Raw genomic sequence first — 16,206 nt, forward strand, 5'->3', positions numbered from 1 at the left:
ATGGAGAAATTGATTCAAGGTGTACAAATGTTAAATGAAGCAGGCGAATTGATCATTGGGGATGTTAAAATCACCGGTGACAAAATTTCAGCAATTGGTAACGGGCTTGACAAGGACAATGCAGAAATCATCGAAGGTAAAGGGCTATTCTTAGCGCCGGGCTTCATCGACGTACATGTGCATTTACGTGAACCAGGTGGTGAGCAGAAGGAAACGATCGCAAGTGGTACACATGCAGCTGCAAAAGGTGGCTATACAACGATTTGTGCAATGCCAAATACACGTCCTGTGCCGGATACGAAAGAAAATTTAACACTTGTCAATGAATTGATTGGGAAAAACGCTCGCATCCGTGTCCTTCCTTACGCAGCTATTACCATTAGAGAAGCAGGTAAAGAGCGTACAAATCTTGCAGAATTAAAAGAGCACGGCGCATTTGCTTTCACGGATGATGGTGTTGGCGTGCAGGCAGCAGGCATGATGTACGAAGCGATGCAAGATGCAGCAGCAATTGGTATGCCAATTGTGGCCCATTGTGAAGATAACACGCTAATTTACGGCGGGGCAATGCACGAAGGTAAGAAAAACAAAGAGCTTGGCTTGCCAGGCATTCCTTCCATAGCAGAATCGGTTCATATCGCACGTGATATTTTGTTGGCAGAAGCAGCAGGTGCGCATTATCATGTGTGTCATGTCAGTACGAAGGAATCTGTACGCGTTATCCGTGATGCGAAAAGAGCGGGCATCCATGTAACAGGAGAAGTAAGCCCTCATCACCTTCTGCTTTGTGAAGATGATATTAAAGGTGACGATGCTGATTGGAAGATGAACCCGCCACTTCGTGGGCAAGAGGATCTTGAGGCACTACGCGCTGGCCTGCTCGATGGAACACTGGATTTCATCGCAACAGATCATGCTCCACATACAGCGGAAGAAAAAGCGAATGGCATGAAAACAGCACCATTCGGTATTACAGGATTTGAAACGGCATTCCCATTGCTTTACACAAACTTTGTTCAAAAAGGGATATGGACACTGAAACAACTCATTGACTGGATGACGCAAAGACCGGCGGACGTATTCGGCTTGCCATACGGTAAACTTGAAGTCGGCTCAACAGCAGACTTAGTATTACTTGATTTGAACAAAGAGCAAAAAATAGACCGTACAACATTCGTATCACAAGGGAAGAATACACCGTTTGACGGCTGGGAGTGCTTAGGCTGGCCGGTGACAACAATTTACGGCGGACAAGTCGTTTGGGAGGATGGACAATAATGAAAAAACGGTTGCTCATTTTAGAAGATGGTACGATTTTTGAAGGAATTGCATTTGGTTCTGACGCAGCTTCAATTGGGGAAACAATTTTTACAACAGGTATGACAGGCTATCAGGAAACCATTTCAAATCCATCAGGCTGTGGACAAATTATCGTTATGACGTACCCACTTATCGGGAACTACGGCATTAACCGAGACGACTATGAATCCATCGAGCCAGTGGCAAACGGTATTGTCGTTCGCGAATTGGAAGACGAACCGTCCAACTTCCGTAGCGGTATGACGCTTTGTGAATTGCTTACATTGAAAGGTATTCCAGGGATTCAAGGCATTGATACAAGAAAGCTAACGCGTCTTTTACGCGACAAAGGGCCGCTAAAAGGCATCCTGACAGCAGCAGGGGAAGAAGTAGACGTTGAGGCAACGATTGCAGAGGCGGTTAACTACACGTTACCAACGGACCTTGTCGAGCGTGTATCGACGAAAAAATCCTATGCAAGCCCAGGCAGTGAAGAGCGTGTTGTCTTGATTGACTACGGCATGAAGCATGGTATTTTACGTGAATTAAATAAACGTAATTGCGACGTCATCGTTGTTCCTTATAACTCTTCTCCGAAAGACATTCTATCTTTATTCCCAGATGGGATTGTACTGTCAAACGGACCGGGTAACCCGGAAGATGTTGAAGGTGCTGTGGAAACCATCAAAGAATTACTTGGCAAAGCACCGATTTTCGGAATTGGTCTTGGTCACCAGTTGTTAGCACTAGCTTGCGGTGCTAGTACTGTGAAATTAAAAAATGGTCATTACGGCGGCAACCATCCAGTCAAAGACTTACTGACAGGTCGTACAGAACTAACTTCTCAAGGGCATGGATACGCGGTTGTTGAAGCATCACTTGAAGGAACGAATCTAGAAGTTACACATAAAGCGTTAAACGATAGTTCGGTGGAAGGGATTAAGAGTACAGTGTACGAAGCATTTTCTGTCCAATTCCATCCAGAAGCTTCACCAGGACCAGAAGATTCGAATCACCTGTTTGACCGCTTCACAGCTATCATGAAATCGAGCAGCCGAGAGGGGAATTTCAATGCCTAAACGTCAAGATATTGAAACTATACTAGTAATCGGGTCAGGTCCAATCGTTATCGGGCAGGCCGCAGAGTTTGACTATGCTGGGACACAAGCCTGTCTATCCTTAAAAGAAGAGGGCTACCGCGTTATTCTCATTAACTCGAACCCTGCAACGATTATGACAGATACAGAAGTAGCCGATAAAGTGTACATCGAGCCAATCACTCTTGAATTTGTCAGCCGTATCATTCGTAAAGAACGTCCCGACGCATTACTACCAACACTTGGTGGGCAAACGGGCTTAAACATGGCCATCGAATTGCATGAATCAGGTATTTTAGATGAACTTAACATTGAAATTCTAGGAACGAAGCTCAACGCCATTCATCAAGCGGAAGACCGTGATCTATTCCGTACATTGATGAACGAACTCGGTGAGCCAGTGCCAGAAAGTGATATTATCCACAATCTTGAAGAAGCCTATGCATTCGTTGAAAGAATAGGTTATCCGGTTATTGTTCGTCCTGCATTCACACTTGGAGGAACAGGAGGAGGGATTTGTCATGATGATAAAGATCTCGAGGAAATCGTCGCAAGTGGGTTGAAATATAGCCCTGTCACACAATGTTTACTCGAAAAATCAATTGCTGGCTTTAAAGAAATTGAATACGAAGTCATGCGTGACTCAGCAGATAACGCTATCGTCGTATGTAATATGGAAAACGTCGATGCTGTCGGTATCCATACAGGGGACTCCATCGTTGCGGCGCCTAGCCAGACGATGACAGACCGTGAAAATCAAATGCTACGTAATGTATCACTGAAAATTATTCGTGCACTTGGCATTGAGGGTGGCTGTAACGTTCAGCTTGCGCTTGATCCACATAGCTTCGATTACTACATCATTGAGGTAAATCCAAGGGTTAGCCGATCATCTGCACTTGCATCGAAAGCAACAGGTTATCCGATTGCGAAACTGGCTGCGAAAATTGCAGTAGGTTTAACGTTAGACGAAATGATGAACCCTGTCACTGGCACAACATACGCTTGCTTCGAACCAGCACTTGATTATATTGTCACTAAAATTCCACGCTGGCCGTTCGATAAATTCGAATCAGCAAAACGGAATTTAGGTACGCAAATGAAGGCGACTGGCGAAGTGATGGCGATTGGTCGCACATTTGAAGAGTCTATCTTGAAAGCAGTGCGTTCACTTGAAACAGGACAATTCGGCTTGTCTTTAAAAAATGGTGCAACAATGACAGACGAATGGATTGAAAAACGAATCCGTCGTGCTGGCGATGAGCGACTATTTTTCATCGGCGGAGCATTCCGTAGAGGTGTAACGGTTGCTGCGGTTCATGAATGGAGCCAAATCGACGTTTTCTTCCTACGTAAGCTTGAAAAAATCGTCCAATATGAAGCAGTCTTAGAAGCGAATCCATTTGACTTTGCTACATTGCGTACAGCAAAACGTATGGGCTTCTCCGACGTAACAGTTGCAGAACTGTGGAATACGAGTGAGCGTGCTATCTATGATTGGCGTAAAGAGCAAGGACTCATTCCAGTGTATAAAAAAGTCGATACATGTGCTGGCGAATTCGAATCGGATACACCGTATTTCTATGGCACATATGAGGATGAGAACGAATCCGTTAAATCTGACAAGAAAAGTGTCATCGTTTTAGGGTCAGGTCCAATTCGAATCGGACAAGGTGTTGAGTTTGACTACGCGACAGTACACTCTGTTTGGGCGATTCAACAAGCAGGTTACGAGGCAATCATCATCAACAACAACCCAGAAACGGTGTCAACGGACTTCTCGATTTCCGACAAATTATACTTTGAGCCACTAACAATTGAAGATGTTATGCACATCATTGATTTGGAGCAACCAGAGGGTGTTATCGTTCAGTTCGGTGGACAAACAGCTATCAACTTGGCGGATGGACTGGAAGCACGCGGCGTGAAAATTTTAGGTACAACTTTGGAAGACATTGACCGTGCGGAAAACCGTGATAAGTTCGAGAGTGCACTACGTGAAATCGGCATTCCACAACCACTTGGAAAAACGGCTATGTCAGTGGAAGAAGCAGTTGTAATTGCCAATGAAATTGGTTATCCGGTACTCGTTAGACCGTCCTATGTACTTGGCGGACGCGCGATGGAAATCGTCTACCGTGAAGAAGAGTTACTTCATTATATGGAGCATGCAGTAGAAACAAGTCCTGACCATCCAATTCTTGTTGACCGTTACTTAACGGGCATCGAAATTGAAGTCGATGGCATTTGTGACGGAGAAAATGTCTTGATTCCGGGCATCATGGAGCATATCGAACGTGCTGGGGTCCACTCAGGAGATTCGATTGCCGTCTATCCACCACAAAATCTGTCAGCTTCTCAAATGGAAACGATCACTGATTATACAATGCGCTTGGCAAAGGGCTTGAAAATCGTTGGCTTGCTTAACATCCAGTTCGTAATTTCAGAAGGGCAAGTGTACGTCATCGAGGTGAATCCACGTTCGAGCCGAACAGTGCCATTCTTAAGTAAAATCACGAATATCCCGATGGCTAATATCGCCACAAAAGCGATTCTAGGGCAGTCAATCATTGAACAAGGCTACAAAAATGGATTGGCAGAAGCACCTGCTGGCGTTTACGTCAAAGTACCTGTGTTTTCATTCGCGAAATTACGTCGGGTTGACATTACACTCGGACCTGAAATGAAATCGACTGGGGAAGTGATGGGACGCGATACAACTCTTGAAAAAGCATTGTACAAAGGCCTTGTAGCAGCAGGTATGGAAATCAAAGAATACGGCTCCGTGTTAATGACCGTGTCGGATAAAGATAAAGAAGAAATGGTTGGCATCGCGAGACGCTTTACTGCAATCGGCTATCGTATTTTGGCAACAGAAGGTACGGCGAAAGTGTTAAGAAATGTTGACATCCCAGTAAAAGTTGTCGATAAAATCGGCTCTGAAGGACCGACACTGTTGGACGTGATTCAAAAAGGAGAAGCGCAAGTCGTCATCAACACGCTGACGAAGGGCAAACAGCCTGAGCGCGATGGTTTTAGAATCCGCCGCGAATCAGTCGAAAATGGCGTACCTTGCTTCACTTCCCTGGATACGGCCGATGCCATGCTGCGTGTTATTGAATCAATGACGTTCCAAACGGAGGAAATGGGGAAACAGCTATGATTATTCAAGATCGCATGAAGGTCATATCACAGCGGCAAATTGGCCATCACATTTTTGAAATGACATTGGTAGGAAAATTGGTCGGGGAAATTACTTCCCCGGGTCAGTTTGTCCACATCCGGGTAGCTGACTCCTTTGAACCACTGTTACGCCGACCAATTTCAATCGCATCCATTGATCAAGAAGCTGGCGAAATGACGATTATTTACCGCGCAGAAGGGCGAGGAACAACACTTCTTTCGCAAAAACGTGTTGGTGATGAAGTCGATGTACTCGGTCCACTTGGTAACGGTTTTCCTGTGGAAGAAACGGCATCGGGAGAGACGGCCATCTTAATTGGTGGGGGTATTGGTGTACCTCCACTTTATGAATTGTCGAAGCAATTGACGGCACAAGGCGTGAAGTGTATTCATGTACTCGGCTTTCAATCGGAAAACGTTGTATTTTATGAAGAAAAGTTTGCGGCACTTGGTGACACACATATCGTGACAGTGGATGGAACGGCAGGAACTGCTGGGTTTGTCACGACTGTTATGGAAACATTGGGTACTGAGTTTGCAACGTACTATAGCTGCGGACCTATGCCGATGCTCAATGCTGTGGAAAAAATGTACGTAGGTAAAAAAGGCTTCTTGTCATTCGAACAACGAATGGGCTGTGGCATTGGCGCTTGCTTCGCATGTGTTTGTGAAACGACAGAAGGCAGCGACAAGGCGTATGTGAAAGTATGTTCTGACGGTCCAGTCTTCCCAGCAGGGGTGGTGGCAATATGAATAGATTAGCGATTGAATTACCTGGCTTGCAATTGAAAAATCCGATTATGCCGGCATCTGGTTGTTTCGGATTTGGTAAAGAATACGGTGGGTTATATGATTTATCACTTCTTGGTGCGATTATGATTAAAGCAACAACGCTGGAAACAAGACTTGGCAATCCAACACCGCGTGTGGCAGAAACCGCTTCAGGTATGCTCAATGCCATCGGCCTGCAAAATCCGGGGCTAAAAGGCGTATTGGAAGGCGAATTGCCATGGCTTGAACAGTTTGATGTGCCGATTATAGCCAACGTCGCGGGTACGGAAACAGCGGACTATGTCGAAGTGGCGAAAGAAGTGTCCAAAGCTCCAAACGTCAAAGCATTAGAATTGAATATCTCTTGTCCGAACGTTAAAGCAGGTGGTATTACTTTCGGAACAGATCCTGAAGTGGCGAGAGAGTTAACAAGAGCTGTGAAGGAAGTTTCTCAAGTCCCTGTTTATGTAAAATTATCTCCAAACGTTACTGATATCGTGTCAATCGCTCGAGCGGTGGAAGTGGGCGGAGCAGACGGTATCACGATGATTAATACGTTAGTTGGTATGCGTTTGGATCAGAAAACAGGGCGCCCTGTCATTGCCAATGGTACAGGCGGTTTATCTGGACCAGCCGTCAAGCCAGTAGCGATTCGGATGGTTTATGAAGTAAGTAAAGCGGTCGATATTCCGATTATCGGCATGGGTGGCGTGTCAGAAACGGCCGACGTTATCGACTTCTTGTCTGCGGGAGCAAGTGCTGTGGCAGTAGGAACGGCAAACTTTGTCAATCCATTTATCTGTCCACAAATCATTGAGGAATTACCAGCGAAGTTGGACGAGCTTGGTATCAATCATATTTCTGAACTAATAGGAAGGAGTCACCGTTTATGAAAACATCACCGATTATTGCACTCGATTTTGATTCAGCTGACAAAACGTTCGACTTCCTGCGTGCGTTTGACGGAGATGTCAACGTCAAAGTCGGTATGCAGCTCTATTACAAAGAAGGACCGGCGATTGTCGCTCGTTTGAAAGAGCTTGGCTATGATATTTTCCTTGATTTGAAATTACATGATATTCCTAACACAGTGAAGTCAGCGATGGAAGTGCTCGCGGGCTTCGGCGTTGACTTAGTCAATGTTCATGCAGCAGGTAATAAAACGATGATGGAAGCGGCGCTTGAAGGATTGGATAAAGGCACACCGCCCGGTATCGCACGTCCTTCAATCATTGCGGTTACACAATTGACGTCAACAGACGAGCGCCAAGTTCGGGAAGAACAGCTAATTGGGGCTTCTTTGCAGGAGTCTGTCCTTCAATATGCGAAGTTGACGCAAGAGGCAGGACTAGACGGAGTGGTGTGTTCTGTCCATGAATCAGCAGTCATTGCGGAAGTTTGTGGCAAAGAATTCTTCAAAGTAACACCAGGTATTCGCCTTGCTGACGGTGGTGCGCATGACCAAAAACGTATTGCAACGCCAATAGAAGCACGCTTGGCAGGTTCAACACATATTGTTGTGGGGAGAGCGATTACCGGTGCAGCAGACCCGCGTGCAGCTTATGAACAAATCAATACATTGTGGAAGGGGACAGAATGATGACGCAGAAAAAGGAAATCGCCAAAATTCTATTAAACGTAGGGGCGGTTGAATTAAGTCCGAATGAGCCATTCACATGGGCATCAGGCATTGAATCACCGATTTACTGCGATAACCGTTTGACAATGTCTGATCCGGTTGGGCGGAAACAAATTGCGCAAGGCCTTGCGGATATCATTCGTGCACAATATCCAGAAACGACAGTGATTGCCGGAACAGCAACAGCGGGCATTCCACACGCAGCATGGGTAGCAGACATTCTTGGCTTGCCGATGATCTATATCCGTTCGAAAGCAAAAGGCCACGGACGTAGCCGTCAAATCGAGGGTAAAATTGATGCAGCTGATAAAGCGATCATCATTGAAGATTTGATTTCCACGGGTGGTAGTAGCTTGAATGCAGCGGAAGCACTTCGTTCAGAAGGTATCGCAGTAACGGGGGTCGTGTCCATCTTTACATATGAGCTCCAAAGCGCTGACAAAACATTCGCATCTGCCGGACTGACATACACAAGCTTGACGGATTTCGGTGCTCTTGCTGAAGCGGCACAGGAAAGCGGTGCGATTAGTGAAGAGTCGATCGGTAGTTTGTTGGAGTGGCATGGTAAATTGAAGGCTGGTTTGTTGAAATAATAAAAAGCGATATCCCATGTATTTTCTACATTGGGATATCGCTTTTTTTGTGCAAGGTAGTCGAGTTTTCATGAAAGGTAGTCCAGTTTTCGTGAAAGGTAGTTCAGTTCGCCTGCTAGGTAGCCGAGTTTTCGTGAAAGGTAGTTCAGTTCGCCTGCTAGGTAGTCGAGTTTTCATAAAAGGTAGTCCAGTTCGCCTGCTAGGTAGCCGAGTTCGCGAAAAAGGTAGTCCAGTTTCCCCGGGGTAGTCGAGTTTTCATAAAAGGTAGTTCAGTTTGCCTGCTAGGTAGCCGAGTTCGCGAAATAGGTAGTCCAGTTTCCCCGAGGTAGTCGAGTTTTCGAAAAAAGGTAGTCCAGTTTCCTCAGATGAGCCTAGAATATATGGAACCATGCGAAGTGCGAGAAAAAGTCCCAAGTGAATTGTTTACACTTGGGACGTGGACAGAGGCGCTTTTTTGTTGGAATTTGTAAAGTTTACTTTTTCAAATCTTCAATGGAATTAACATCTTCCATATAAGTCGGTACAGCTAAACCTTGTTTGACACCGACCATATTCACTCCGATATCGTCCAATTGTCCATCGAATTTGTCTACATATGTTTTATGGGTATTCGGTAACCAAGCGGCAAATGTTGCATCTGCACTTCCATCAGCAACAGCTGAAAACATCGGACCCGGTTCTACCATTGATAATTGAACAGTGTAACCCATATCTTCGAGGACGATTTTCATCATATTATGGCTCGCAAGTTCACTGTCCCACGGGGCATAGGCAAGCTTGATGGTATCTCCGTCCACGGTAGCGACTCCATCTGTCCATTCTGCTACTTTTTCTGGATTGTCATCAATCCATGTTTGTGCAGCTTCTTCAGGCTTGACACCATCTTCAATGGCAATCATAATCTGAGCCATGTCGTCCATATCCCAATTGAAACGCTCGAAAATCGCATAGGCCTCTGGGAGATCTTCTTTCAATCCAATGCGTCCAACGGAGTGGATTTCTTCAGCGTCCCCATAGATTAGTTTTGGATCATCCAAATACTTTAAATCGAATTTTGAAAACTTCCAATGTGGACTCCACGCGGTTATGACAATAGGTTCTTCTTTGTCGTAGGCTCTTTTCAAAGCAGCAGTCATAGTAGCGCCTGATCCAGAAGTTACATTCCAGTCTGGGAGGTCGTAATCTTGAAGTACTTTCGCCGTTAATTCCATGTGACCTGACCCAGGGTCAATCCCTACAATTGTGTAGTCTAGGGATTCACCAACGGATGTGGTTGTTTCAACTGTTTTAGATTCATCATTGCCACATGCGGCAAGTCCAATTGCCAGCAGTGCAGCCGTTCCAATTCCAGTTATCGTTTTAAAAAGTGTCATGTTCTTAAATTCCTCCTCAATTTTTCCATATATGATATGGATTAAAAATTAATCGGGTATAAGTAAGCGTAATAGGGATAAGAAAGAATTACCAGAAGAGAGGAGCGTAATGTCCTCCATTAAAGAAGAATGACAAAGAGAGCAGTTCTTTATAGCCTCATCGAATAAAGAACTAGCTGTAATATGGGGTTTTTAGAAAAGAATATAAATTTTCCTATCTTTTTAGTGCATCCATACAAGTTATCGACAATTCTCTTTTGTATTTCCAATAAAACCATAGCCTCTTCCATGTCAAGCGGCGTGCAATGTGTAGTAATAAGTTATCTATTATCGACACTAGCCCCCTTAAGATAAAGATATGTGTTCAACAAACCGCAAATTAACTACATGTAAATTCCCTAATGATCTGGACTGTTCTCATCAGCCATTCATTACCCGACATAAGTGTAACATACTTTTCGAATTCCTTTATTTCCCTTTGTTTAAAATAAACGTTGATTCCTTTTGGGCACTCAAAAGGAATCAACGTTTGCATTTTGTAATGTATAAAGCTTTACACAGGATTCGTCAAATTCTCCAATCGCTTCGTCAACCGTTCTCGCCAATCTTGCGCTAGTTCCTGAACCGCCAATACTTGCTGGATACCTTCAATATCCTTTGGGCGGTGGAAATAAAGTTGATTGGCAAAAAGGATAGAAACTTGTTGCGGATGTGATTCCACTAATGTAATGGTCGAATCTTCGCGAACAATGCCTTCTTCAAGTACACGGCACAAATAACCCGTAAATCCTGTATCAACCATCCCTTTCATAAGGGGAGGCAGGTCAGTTCTTTTCGTAATCGTGCTGCATGGAATTCGGCCCTGTGTCACTTGGATCACAGCATCTCCAAGACGAAAAATATCTCCGATATGAATGTCTTGTTCAAGCATATTCGTTACGGTTATATTTTCCCCGAAAGCCGCGCTTGGTAGGGGATTGTTAAACTGCTGCGCCCAATATGCATAGTGCTCGTACGGATAGACACAAACAGCGCGGTCAAGCCCACCATGATGTTGTAAATCTGCTACGCCATCACCTCGAAATCCATCTTTCGCTAGAAAAACTTCCTCAACCGAATCTTTACAAATAGCCGTTTCTACTTCTTTGTCTTTACCGTAATTCATTTTTTTCGGTAAGCCGATGGAAAGGTTTTTTAATTCAATATTAGGTGTCATATTATGTACCTGCTTTCTGCCGAATTCAACTTTTCTTATAATTAAACCACAGTAGAAGTTTGTTATCAAAATATTTAAAGAGTAGTTGTAAATTGTGTTGAATAAAAGTCCGACCAGTTGAAGATGAATGTCTTGGCACGAAGTGAAATGGATATGATATTGAGAAAGATGATGGAACTGTAGATAGGGATATAGTAATTTGCAGCATGCGAGGAGTTAAATATCATGAAAGAATTCAAAATAACTTATTTTTTTGATGAAAATCATTACATCAGAAGATTTATTCATATGGAGTCAAAGGAAAGTGCAGAAGAGCTAATCCGAGGTGAACGGGATCAATATATATCGTTTTGGGATAGTAGGGAAATCTATCATGAATTAAATACACAAAACGTTCGGGTTGTTCAACTATCCGAGTATTTTAGAATTGATAAAAGTAATTCATCGGCGCCACTACCAAAATGTTAGAAAAATTTAGTCCTTGACTATATGCGTGTCAATAAATATAATAATAAAAATAATCAATGTATAATATAAACTAACTGGCGATGAAGAGAAGAGTAATTGAGGCTAATTATTTTCAGAGAGCTCCGTTTGCTGTGAAGGAGTAATAATAACCTCAATGAAAAAAGACTTGGAGCTTCGTATGGAACTAAGTAACAAATCTTAGTCATCATGCGACGGGTTCTCCCGTTATAGAGATAGGGTATAATCGAACGTTGACGTACCCGAAGAGATTGGTATGGCAACATATCAATAAACTGAGGTGGTACCACGAAGTTCACAACTCTCGTCCTCAAGATAGATAATCTTGGGGGTGGGAGTTTTTTGTTGTTTATAAAGCTATGGATGGCTAGTTAGAAATATTTGGTGTCATCATGCTCGATAACAGAAAATGGAGTGGTAAACATGAGTAATGAACAAATGATTCATAGAAGAGAGAAATTAGATGTGATGCAATCGCGTGGCATTCCATTGCACCCTGAAAGTTTTCATACGAATTATGAACTGTATGAAGCGGCAATGCTTGAGGATGGTATGAGCAACGTTCAAGTAGCTGGAAGAGTCATGAGTATTAGGTATTTTAGTAAATTATGTTTTATTACGATTTCAAACATACAAGGAAGTTTGCAACTTCTATTGAAGAAAGAAGAGGTTGGTGAGGAATCCTTTCAACTGTTCCATGAATTGCTAGATATAGGGGATTTTATCGGTGTGAAGGGGAAAATGTACAGCACGAAAACGCATGAGAAGACCCTTCGTATCGAGAGTTATGTATTTCTTGGGAAGTCAATACGTCCTCTTCCAGATAAATGGCATGGATTAAGCAATATAGATCTTCGCTATCGACAGCGCTATTTGGATGTCATCATGACAAAGGAGACACAAAATCGATTATTAGCTCGAACAAAAATGGTCAGTTCAATTCGCAGGTTCTTTGAGGATCAAAATTTCTTAGAGGTTGAAACGCCTGTTTTACAGCAAACGTCGTCTGGTGCACTTGCAAAACCGTTTAAAACTTACCATAACTCCTTGGATTCTGAGTTTTACTTACGCATAGCCCCAGAAACTTATTTAAAAAGGCTAATTGTCGGTGGTTTTACGAAAGTATTTGAATTTGCAAGGTGTTTTAGAAATGAAGGGATAAGTCCTCAGCATCTTCAGGAATTCACAATGGTTGAAGGGTATGCTGCCTATTGGAACTATAAAGATACGATGAAGTTAATGCGTGAGATGATTTTGTATGTTTTGGATCGAACATTCGATACGACCATTTTAACTGTCCAAAGTCAATCGATTGATTTCTCATTAGAATGGGACGTCGTATCTTTCAGAGATCTGATTGTAAACGATACGGGGATTGATATAGATCTTTATCCAACTGTGCAAGAACTGTATGCAGAAACGAAAAGAAGAAATATCCTATTGGACCATTCGGATATTGAATCAATGGGGAGAGGAAATTTTATAGATCTTCTTTATAAAAAAATGTGTCGTCCATATCTGATACGCCCGACGTTTCTAGTTCAGCACCCGATTGATTTATCACCGCTAGCTAGAGCAAATGATGATAATCCAGCTCTAACGGATCGTTTTCAGTTAGTGGTGAATGGGGCGGAAATCATAAATGCTTATTCAGAACTAGTCGATCCACTTGAACAAAGAAGGAGGTTGGAAACACAAGCACAGCTTAGGAACAATGGAGATGTTGAGGCCATGGAGATGGATGAAGATTATCTAACTGCGATGGAATATGGCATGCCGCCTATTTCAGGTTGGGGATTCGGAATTGAACGATTGTTAATGGTGCTGAGTGATAGCGATAATATTAAGGATTGCGTGTTCTTTCCATTAACTAAAAAGCTATAGAAGTTGAGTAACATTACTTTTTTCATGAGTGTATGGCACACAATCATAAAAGGTTAGCGTCGCTGACCAACAGCTTTATAGAGTATGTATCCTGATAAGGCTATATATTGGAAGGAGGCAGCTATTGAAATAGGAGTGATAATGAGTGGAAGATACAAACCGAAAATTATGGCAGAGTTTTGACAACCTACAGAAGGCATTAAACCGTTTAGAAGAAGCCCTACATGAAGATCAAGGGAATAGTCTCATCGTAGATGGAACGATTCAACGTTTTGAATTTACTGTTGGGATTTATTGAAAGATATTAAAAAATTATTACTCTGTGAAGAAATAGAAGCGAAAACACCCCGTGAAACATTGAAAGAAGCCTATCAAGTAGGCTGGCTCCAAAATGAACGAGCATGGTTGCAAATGCTAAAATATCGAAATGAAGCCTCATATGCATACGAGGAAGAGATGGCACGGCGGATTTTACAAAACATTGTTGGGTATTATCCTGAAATGAAAAAGACATTTCATCAACTGTAGAAAAATATCGGAAAGATTATGATGCCAATGAATGAGTTGTTAGTGAAGCAACTTCGTGACATTGTCAGTCAGTATCCTGAAGTAGAGACCATTCTGTTATTTGGTTTGCGTGCTTATGGTGATTTTAATCGTTTATCTGATATTGATTTGGCGGTGAAGGCACCTGGATTGTCGGAGATGCAGTGGCTTTTGTTAGCAGAATAAATAGATCAGTGTCATAAAGTTCTATAGTAGGCAGAAAGATTTGGGTGTTGGGCATAATATAGCCCTGTGCCGGTCATAAACTAGCTCAAGGCGGGCATAACTTAGTCCGTGCCGGTCATAAACTGGCTTAAGACGGTCATAAAATGGTCCATGGCGGGCATAATGATGCGTAAGTAGTAGTAGGAAATTTAAAAACAGCTGCTGATTTCTCGTGAAATAAATCAGCAGCTGCTTTATTATTTTCGAAGCTTCATCACAACATCCTCATCAGGCGTCACAAACAACGTCTTCTGCTCAAAATAAATGACAAATCCAGGCTTTGACCCGTTCGGCTTTTTAACATGACGTACTTCCGTATAATCGACCGGTACAGATGATGAGCCGCGTGCTTTGCTGAAATAAGCAGACAAAATAGCTGCTTCTCGAATCGTTTCTTCATCAGGATTTGTATCGTGAATCAATACATGTGATCCAGGAATGTCCTTCGTATGAAGCCAAGTTTGATCCCGCGCGGCAATCTTGAATGTTAAATAGTCATTTTGCTTATTGTTTTTACCGACTGAAATTTTCACGCCAGCGGATGATACATACGTTTCCGGTGCTGGTTTTTTCGGTTTGCTTTTCTTTTTCAGCTTGCGGGCCTTCAGAAAACCGAGTTCCGCAAGTTCTTCGCGTATTTCCTCGATATCCTCAGGGGATGCTTGCATGACTTGCTGCTTAATCATTTCAAAGTAGGCGATATCTTCGGCGGCCTTTTCTAATTGCTCTGCAATCATAATGAGTGCTGTTTTTGCTTTCGCATAGCGGGAATAATAGCGCTGGGCATTATCAATCGGCGTTTTTCGTGGATCTAGCGGAATAGTTACCGTCGTTCCTTCTTCGTAATAATTGTCGACGACCGCCTCCATCATCCCTTTTTGAAGCGCGTAACTATTGGCAGTCAGCAATTCACCGTACAACTGGAACGTTTCTAGTTTCCCAGCAGCATCTTGTTCCTTCGATAGTTTCTTAACTTTCAAATTCAGTTTAGCGATTTCATTATCAAGCCAACGTTCGAGATCCGCTGCCTGCGATTTGACACGCTCTCTTTCAGCCCGTGCAAAATAGACTTTATCTAATAAATCACCAAGTGTACCGTACTCAGCAATCGTCTTATCTGCATGTGATAACTTCGCTGCAGAAAACACCATTTTCGTCCCAATTTCTGCGATGTTCGGAGTACTTGCTCCCCCTTTAAATGAAGCAAGAAATGCTGTAAACACTGCAAATGTTTCATTTAAAGGGACGCCCTTCATTCTAAACAATAATTCCTCCGCGTGAATGGGTGAATATCCTGAAAGAGTTCCTACAATATCGCGGGCACTTTCAAACTGTGGGTATAGTGCATTAAATTGTTGTTCGGTCACGCTGAATGGATCCACTTTGTCTTGCGGTGGCGCAGGTATGAAAGGCTGTCCCGGTAGTATTGTACGATAGCTATTTACCGATGGCGGTAAATGTTTCATGCTATCGACGATGATGTCACGATCTGGATCGACGATTAACAAGTTGCTATGCCGACCCATGATTTCGACGTACAATCTACGACTAATGTCATCGCCGATTTCATTCTTCGCCTGAATATCGAACGTAATGATGCGGTCAGTGCCAAATTGGTCAATAGCTGTAATGGTCCCGCCTTCCAAATGTTTGCGTAACACCATGCAAAACATCGGAGGTTCAGAAGGATTTGTAATCGCTTCTTCGGTTAGCTGGACGCGTGAATAGGATGAATGGATAGAAATAAGTAGCTTATGATTTTTGCCTCCTGAGCGAATTAAGAATACTACTTCTTGTGCGTTAGGCTGATGAATTTTAGAAATGCGGCCATTTTTTAAAACTTGCAATTCTTGCACCATAGCCGTGGTGAATAAACCGTCAAATGCCATACTGA

General features: G+C 43.1%; 13 protein-coding genes, 1 pseudogene and 1 other annotated feature. Of the genes and pseudogenes, 11 read left to right on the top strand and 3 right to left on the bottom strand.

What is annotated here, in order from left to right:
- From MKZ10_RS07430 to pyrE, 7 genes are read left to right on the top strand one after another with little or no spacing between them, the layout of a single operon-like run.
- The gene (locus MKZ10_RS07430; protein ID WP_342509329.1) at positions 1 to 1,278 is read left to right on the top strand and encodes a dihydroorotase; all 1,278 of its coding nucleotides are present in this window, start codon (positions 1 to 3) and stop codon (positions 1,276 to 1,278) included.
- Positions 1,278 to 2,378 (top strand): carbamoyl phosphate synthase small subunit, encoded by a 1,101-nt coding sequence (locus MKZ10_RS07435; protein ID WP_342509331.1) that lies wholly within the window; start codon positions 1,278 to 1,280, stop codon positions 2,376 to 2,378. The genes MKZ10_RS07430 and MKZ10_RS07435 overlap by 1 nt, the downstream gene beginning before the upstream one ends.
- Positions 2,371 to 5,559, top strand: a complete 3,189-nt coding sequence (gene carB, locus MKZ10_RS07440; RefSeq protein ID WP_342509333.1) for a carbamoyl-phosphate synthase large subunit — start codon at positions 2,371 to 2,373, stop codon at positions 5,557 to 5,559. Before MKZ10_RS07435 ends, carB begins: the two co-directional genes overlap by 8 nt.
- Positions 5,556 to 6,332, top strand: coding sequence for a dihydroorotate dehydrogenase electron transfer subunit (locus MKZ10_RS07445; protein WP_342509336.1), 777 nt, complete (start codon positions 5,556 to 5,558; stop codon positions 6,330 to 6,332). Before carB ends, MKZ10_RS07445 begins: the two co-directional genes overlap by 4 nt.
- Positions 6,329 to 7,243 carry a dihydroorotate dehydrogenase gene (locus tag MKZ10_RS07450; RefSeq protein ID WP_342509338.1) on the top strand — a complete coding sequence of 305 codons (915 nt, stop codon included), beginning with the start codon at positions 6,329 to 6,331 and terminating at the stop codon, positions 7,241 to 7,243. Before MKZ10_RS07445 ends, MKZ10_RS07450 begins: the two co-directional genes overlap by 4 nt.
- On the top strand, positions 7,240 to 7,950 hold the full coding sequence (gene pyrF / locus MKZ10_RS07455; protein ID WP_342509341.1) for an orotidine-5'-phosphate decarboxylase: 711 nt from the start codon (positions 7,240 to 7,242) through the stop codon (positions 7,948 to 7,950). The genes MKZ10_RS07450 and pyrF overlap by 4 nt, the downstream gene beginning before the upstream one ends.
- Entirely contained in the window at positions 7,950 to 8,582 is a 633-nt protein-coding gene (gene pyrE, locus MKZ10_RS07460) for an orotate phosphoribosyltransferase (RefSeq protein WP_342510077.1), read from the top strand. The genes pyrF and pyrE overlap by 1 nt, the downstream gene beginning before the upstream one ends.
- A gap of 473 nt (positions 8,583 to 9,055) precedes the next feature.
- Here pyrE and MKZ10_RS07465 read toward each other — a convergent pair whose 3' ends face one another.
- Positions 9,056 to 9,955, bottom strand: a complete 900-nt coding sequence (locus tag MKZ10_RS07465; RefSeq protein ID WP_342509343.1) for a glycine betaine ABC transporter substrate-binding protein — start codon at positions 9,953 to 9,955, stop codon at positions 9,056 to 9,058.
- Positions 9,956 to 10,508: 553 nt separating this feature from the next.
- Positions 10,509 to 11,171: an MOSC domain-containing protein gene (locus MKZ10_RS07470; RefSeq protein WP_342509345.1), complete on the bottom strand. Its 663-nt coding sequence runs from the start codon at positions 11,169 to 11,171 to the stop codon at positions 10,509 to 10,511.
- A gap of 225 nt (positions 11,172 to 11,396) precedes the next feature.
- Between MKZ10_RS07470 and MKZ10_RS07475 the strand changes: the two genes are divergently transcribed.
- From MKZ10_RS07475 to MKZ10_RS07490, 4 genes and pseudogenes are all read left to right on the top strand, one after another.
- A complete protein-coding gene (locus MKZ10_RS07475; RefSeq protein WP_342509347.1) occupies positions 11,397 to 11,639 on the top strand; it encodes a hypothetical protein in 243 nt (80 codons plus the stop codon).
- Between the two features lie 71 nt (positions 11,640 to 11,710).
- Positions 11,711 to 11,972, top strand: a binding site (T-box leader).
- Between the two features lie 108 nt (positions 11,973 to 12,080).
- Positions 12,081 to 13,541 (top strand): lysine--tRNA ligase, encoded by a 1,461-nt coding sequence (gene lysS, locus MKZ10_RS07480; protein WP_342509349.1) that lies wholly within the window; start codon positions 12,081 to 12,083, stop codon positions 13,539 to 13,541.
- 145 nt (positions 13,542 to 13,686) lie between these two features.
- Positions 13,687 to 14,069, top strand: a pseudogene (locus tag MKZ10_RS07485) (HI0074 family nucleotidyltransferase substrate-binding subunit).
- 27 nt (positions 14,070 to 14,096) lie between these two features.
- Positions 14,097 to 14,273: a nucleotidyltransferase domain-containing protein gene (locus MKZ10_RS07490; protein WP_342509351.1), complete on the top strand. Its 177-nt coding sequence runs from the start codon at positions 14,097 to 14,099 to the stop codon at positions 14,271 to 14,273.
- Positions 14,274 to 14,509: 236 nt separating this feature from the next.
- Here the strand turns inward: MKZ10_RS07490 and MKZ10_RS07495 are convergent, their stop codons facing one another.
- On the bottom strand, positions 14,510 to 16,201 hold the full coding sequence (locus tag MKZ10_RS07495) for an NFACT RNA binding domain-containing protein (RefSeq protein WP_342509353.1): 1,692 nt from the start codon (positions 16,199 to 16,201) through the stop codon (positions 14,510 to 14,512).
- Between the last annotated feature and the right edge of the window lie 5 nt (positions 16,202 to 16,206).

Origin of the sequence: Sporosarcina sp. FSL K6-2383, from assembly GCF_038618305.1 — a bacterium.
Taxonomy (GTDB): domain Bacteria; phylum Bacillota; class Bacilli; order Bacillales_A; family Planococcaceae; genus Sporosarcina.

Coding starts and splice junctions, on each gene's coding strand:
- MKZ10_RS07430 (WP_342509329.1), top strand. CDS start 1: ATGGAGAAATTGATTCAAGGTGTACAAATGTTAAATGAAGCAGGCGAA.
- MKZ10_RS07435 (WP_342509331.1), top strand. CDS start 1,278: ATGAAAAAACGGTTGCTCATTTTAGAAGATGGTACGATTTTTGAAGGA.
- carB (WP_342509333.1), top strand. CDS start 2,371: ATGCCTAAACGTCAAGATATTGAAACTATACTAGTAATCGGGTCAGGT.
- MKZ10_RS07445 (WP_342509336.1), top strand. CDS start 5,556: ATGATTATTCAAGATCGCATGAAGGTCATATCACAGCGGCAAATTGGC.
- MKZ10_RS07450 (WP_342509338.1), top strand. CDS start 6,329: ATGAATAGATTAGCGATTGAATTACCTGGCTTGCAATTGAAAAATCCG.
- pyrF (WP_342509341.1), top strand. CDS start 7,240: ATGAAAACATCACCGATTATTGCACTCGATTTTGATTCAGCTGACAAA.
- pyrE (WP_342510077.1), top strand. CDS start 7,950: ATGACGCAGAAAAAGGAAATCGCCAAAATTCTATTAAACGTAGGGGCG.
- MKZ10_RS07465 (WP_342509343.1), bottom strand. CDS start 9,955: ATGACACTTTTTAAAACGATAACTGGAATTGGAACGGCTGCACTGCTG.
- MKZ10_RS07470 (WP_342509345.1), bottom strand. CDS start 11,171: ATGACACCTAATATTGAATTAAAAAACCTTTCCATCGGCTTACCGAAA.
- MKZ10_RS07475 (WP_342509347.1), top strand. CDS start 11,397: ATGAAAGAATTCAAAATAACTTATTTTTTTGATGAAAATCATTACATC.
- lysS (WP_342509349.1), top strand. CDS start 12,081: ATGAGTAATGAACAAATGATTCATAGAAGAGAGAAATTAGATGTGATG.
- MKZ10_RS07490 (WP_342509351.1), top strand. CDS start 14,097: ATGAATGAGTTGTTAGTGAAGCAACTTCGTGACATTGTCAGTCAGTAT.
- MKZ10_RS07495 (WP_342509353.1), bottom strand. CDS start 16,201: ATGGCATTTGACGGTTTATTCACCACGGCTATGGTGCAAGAATTGCAA.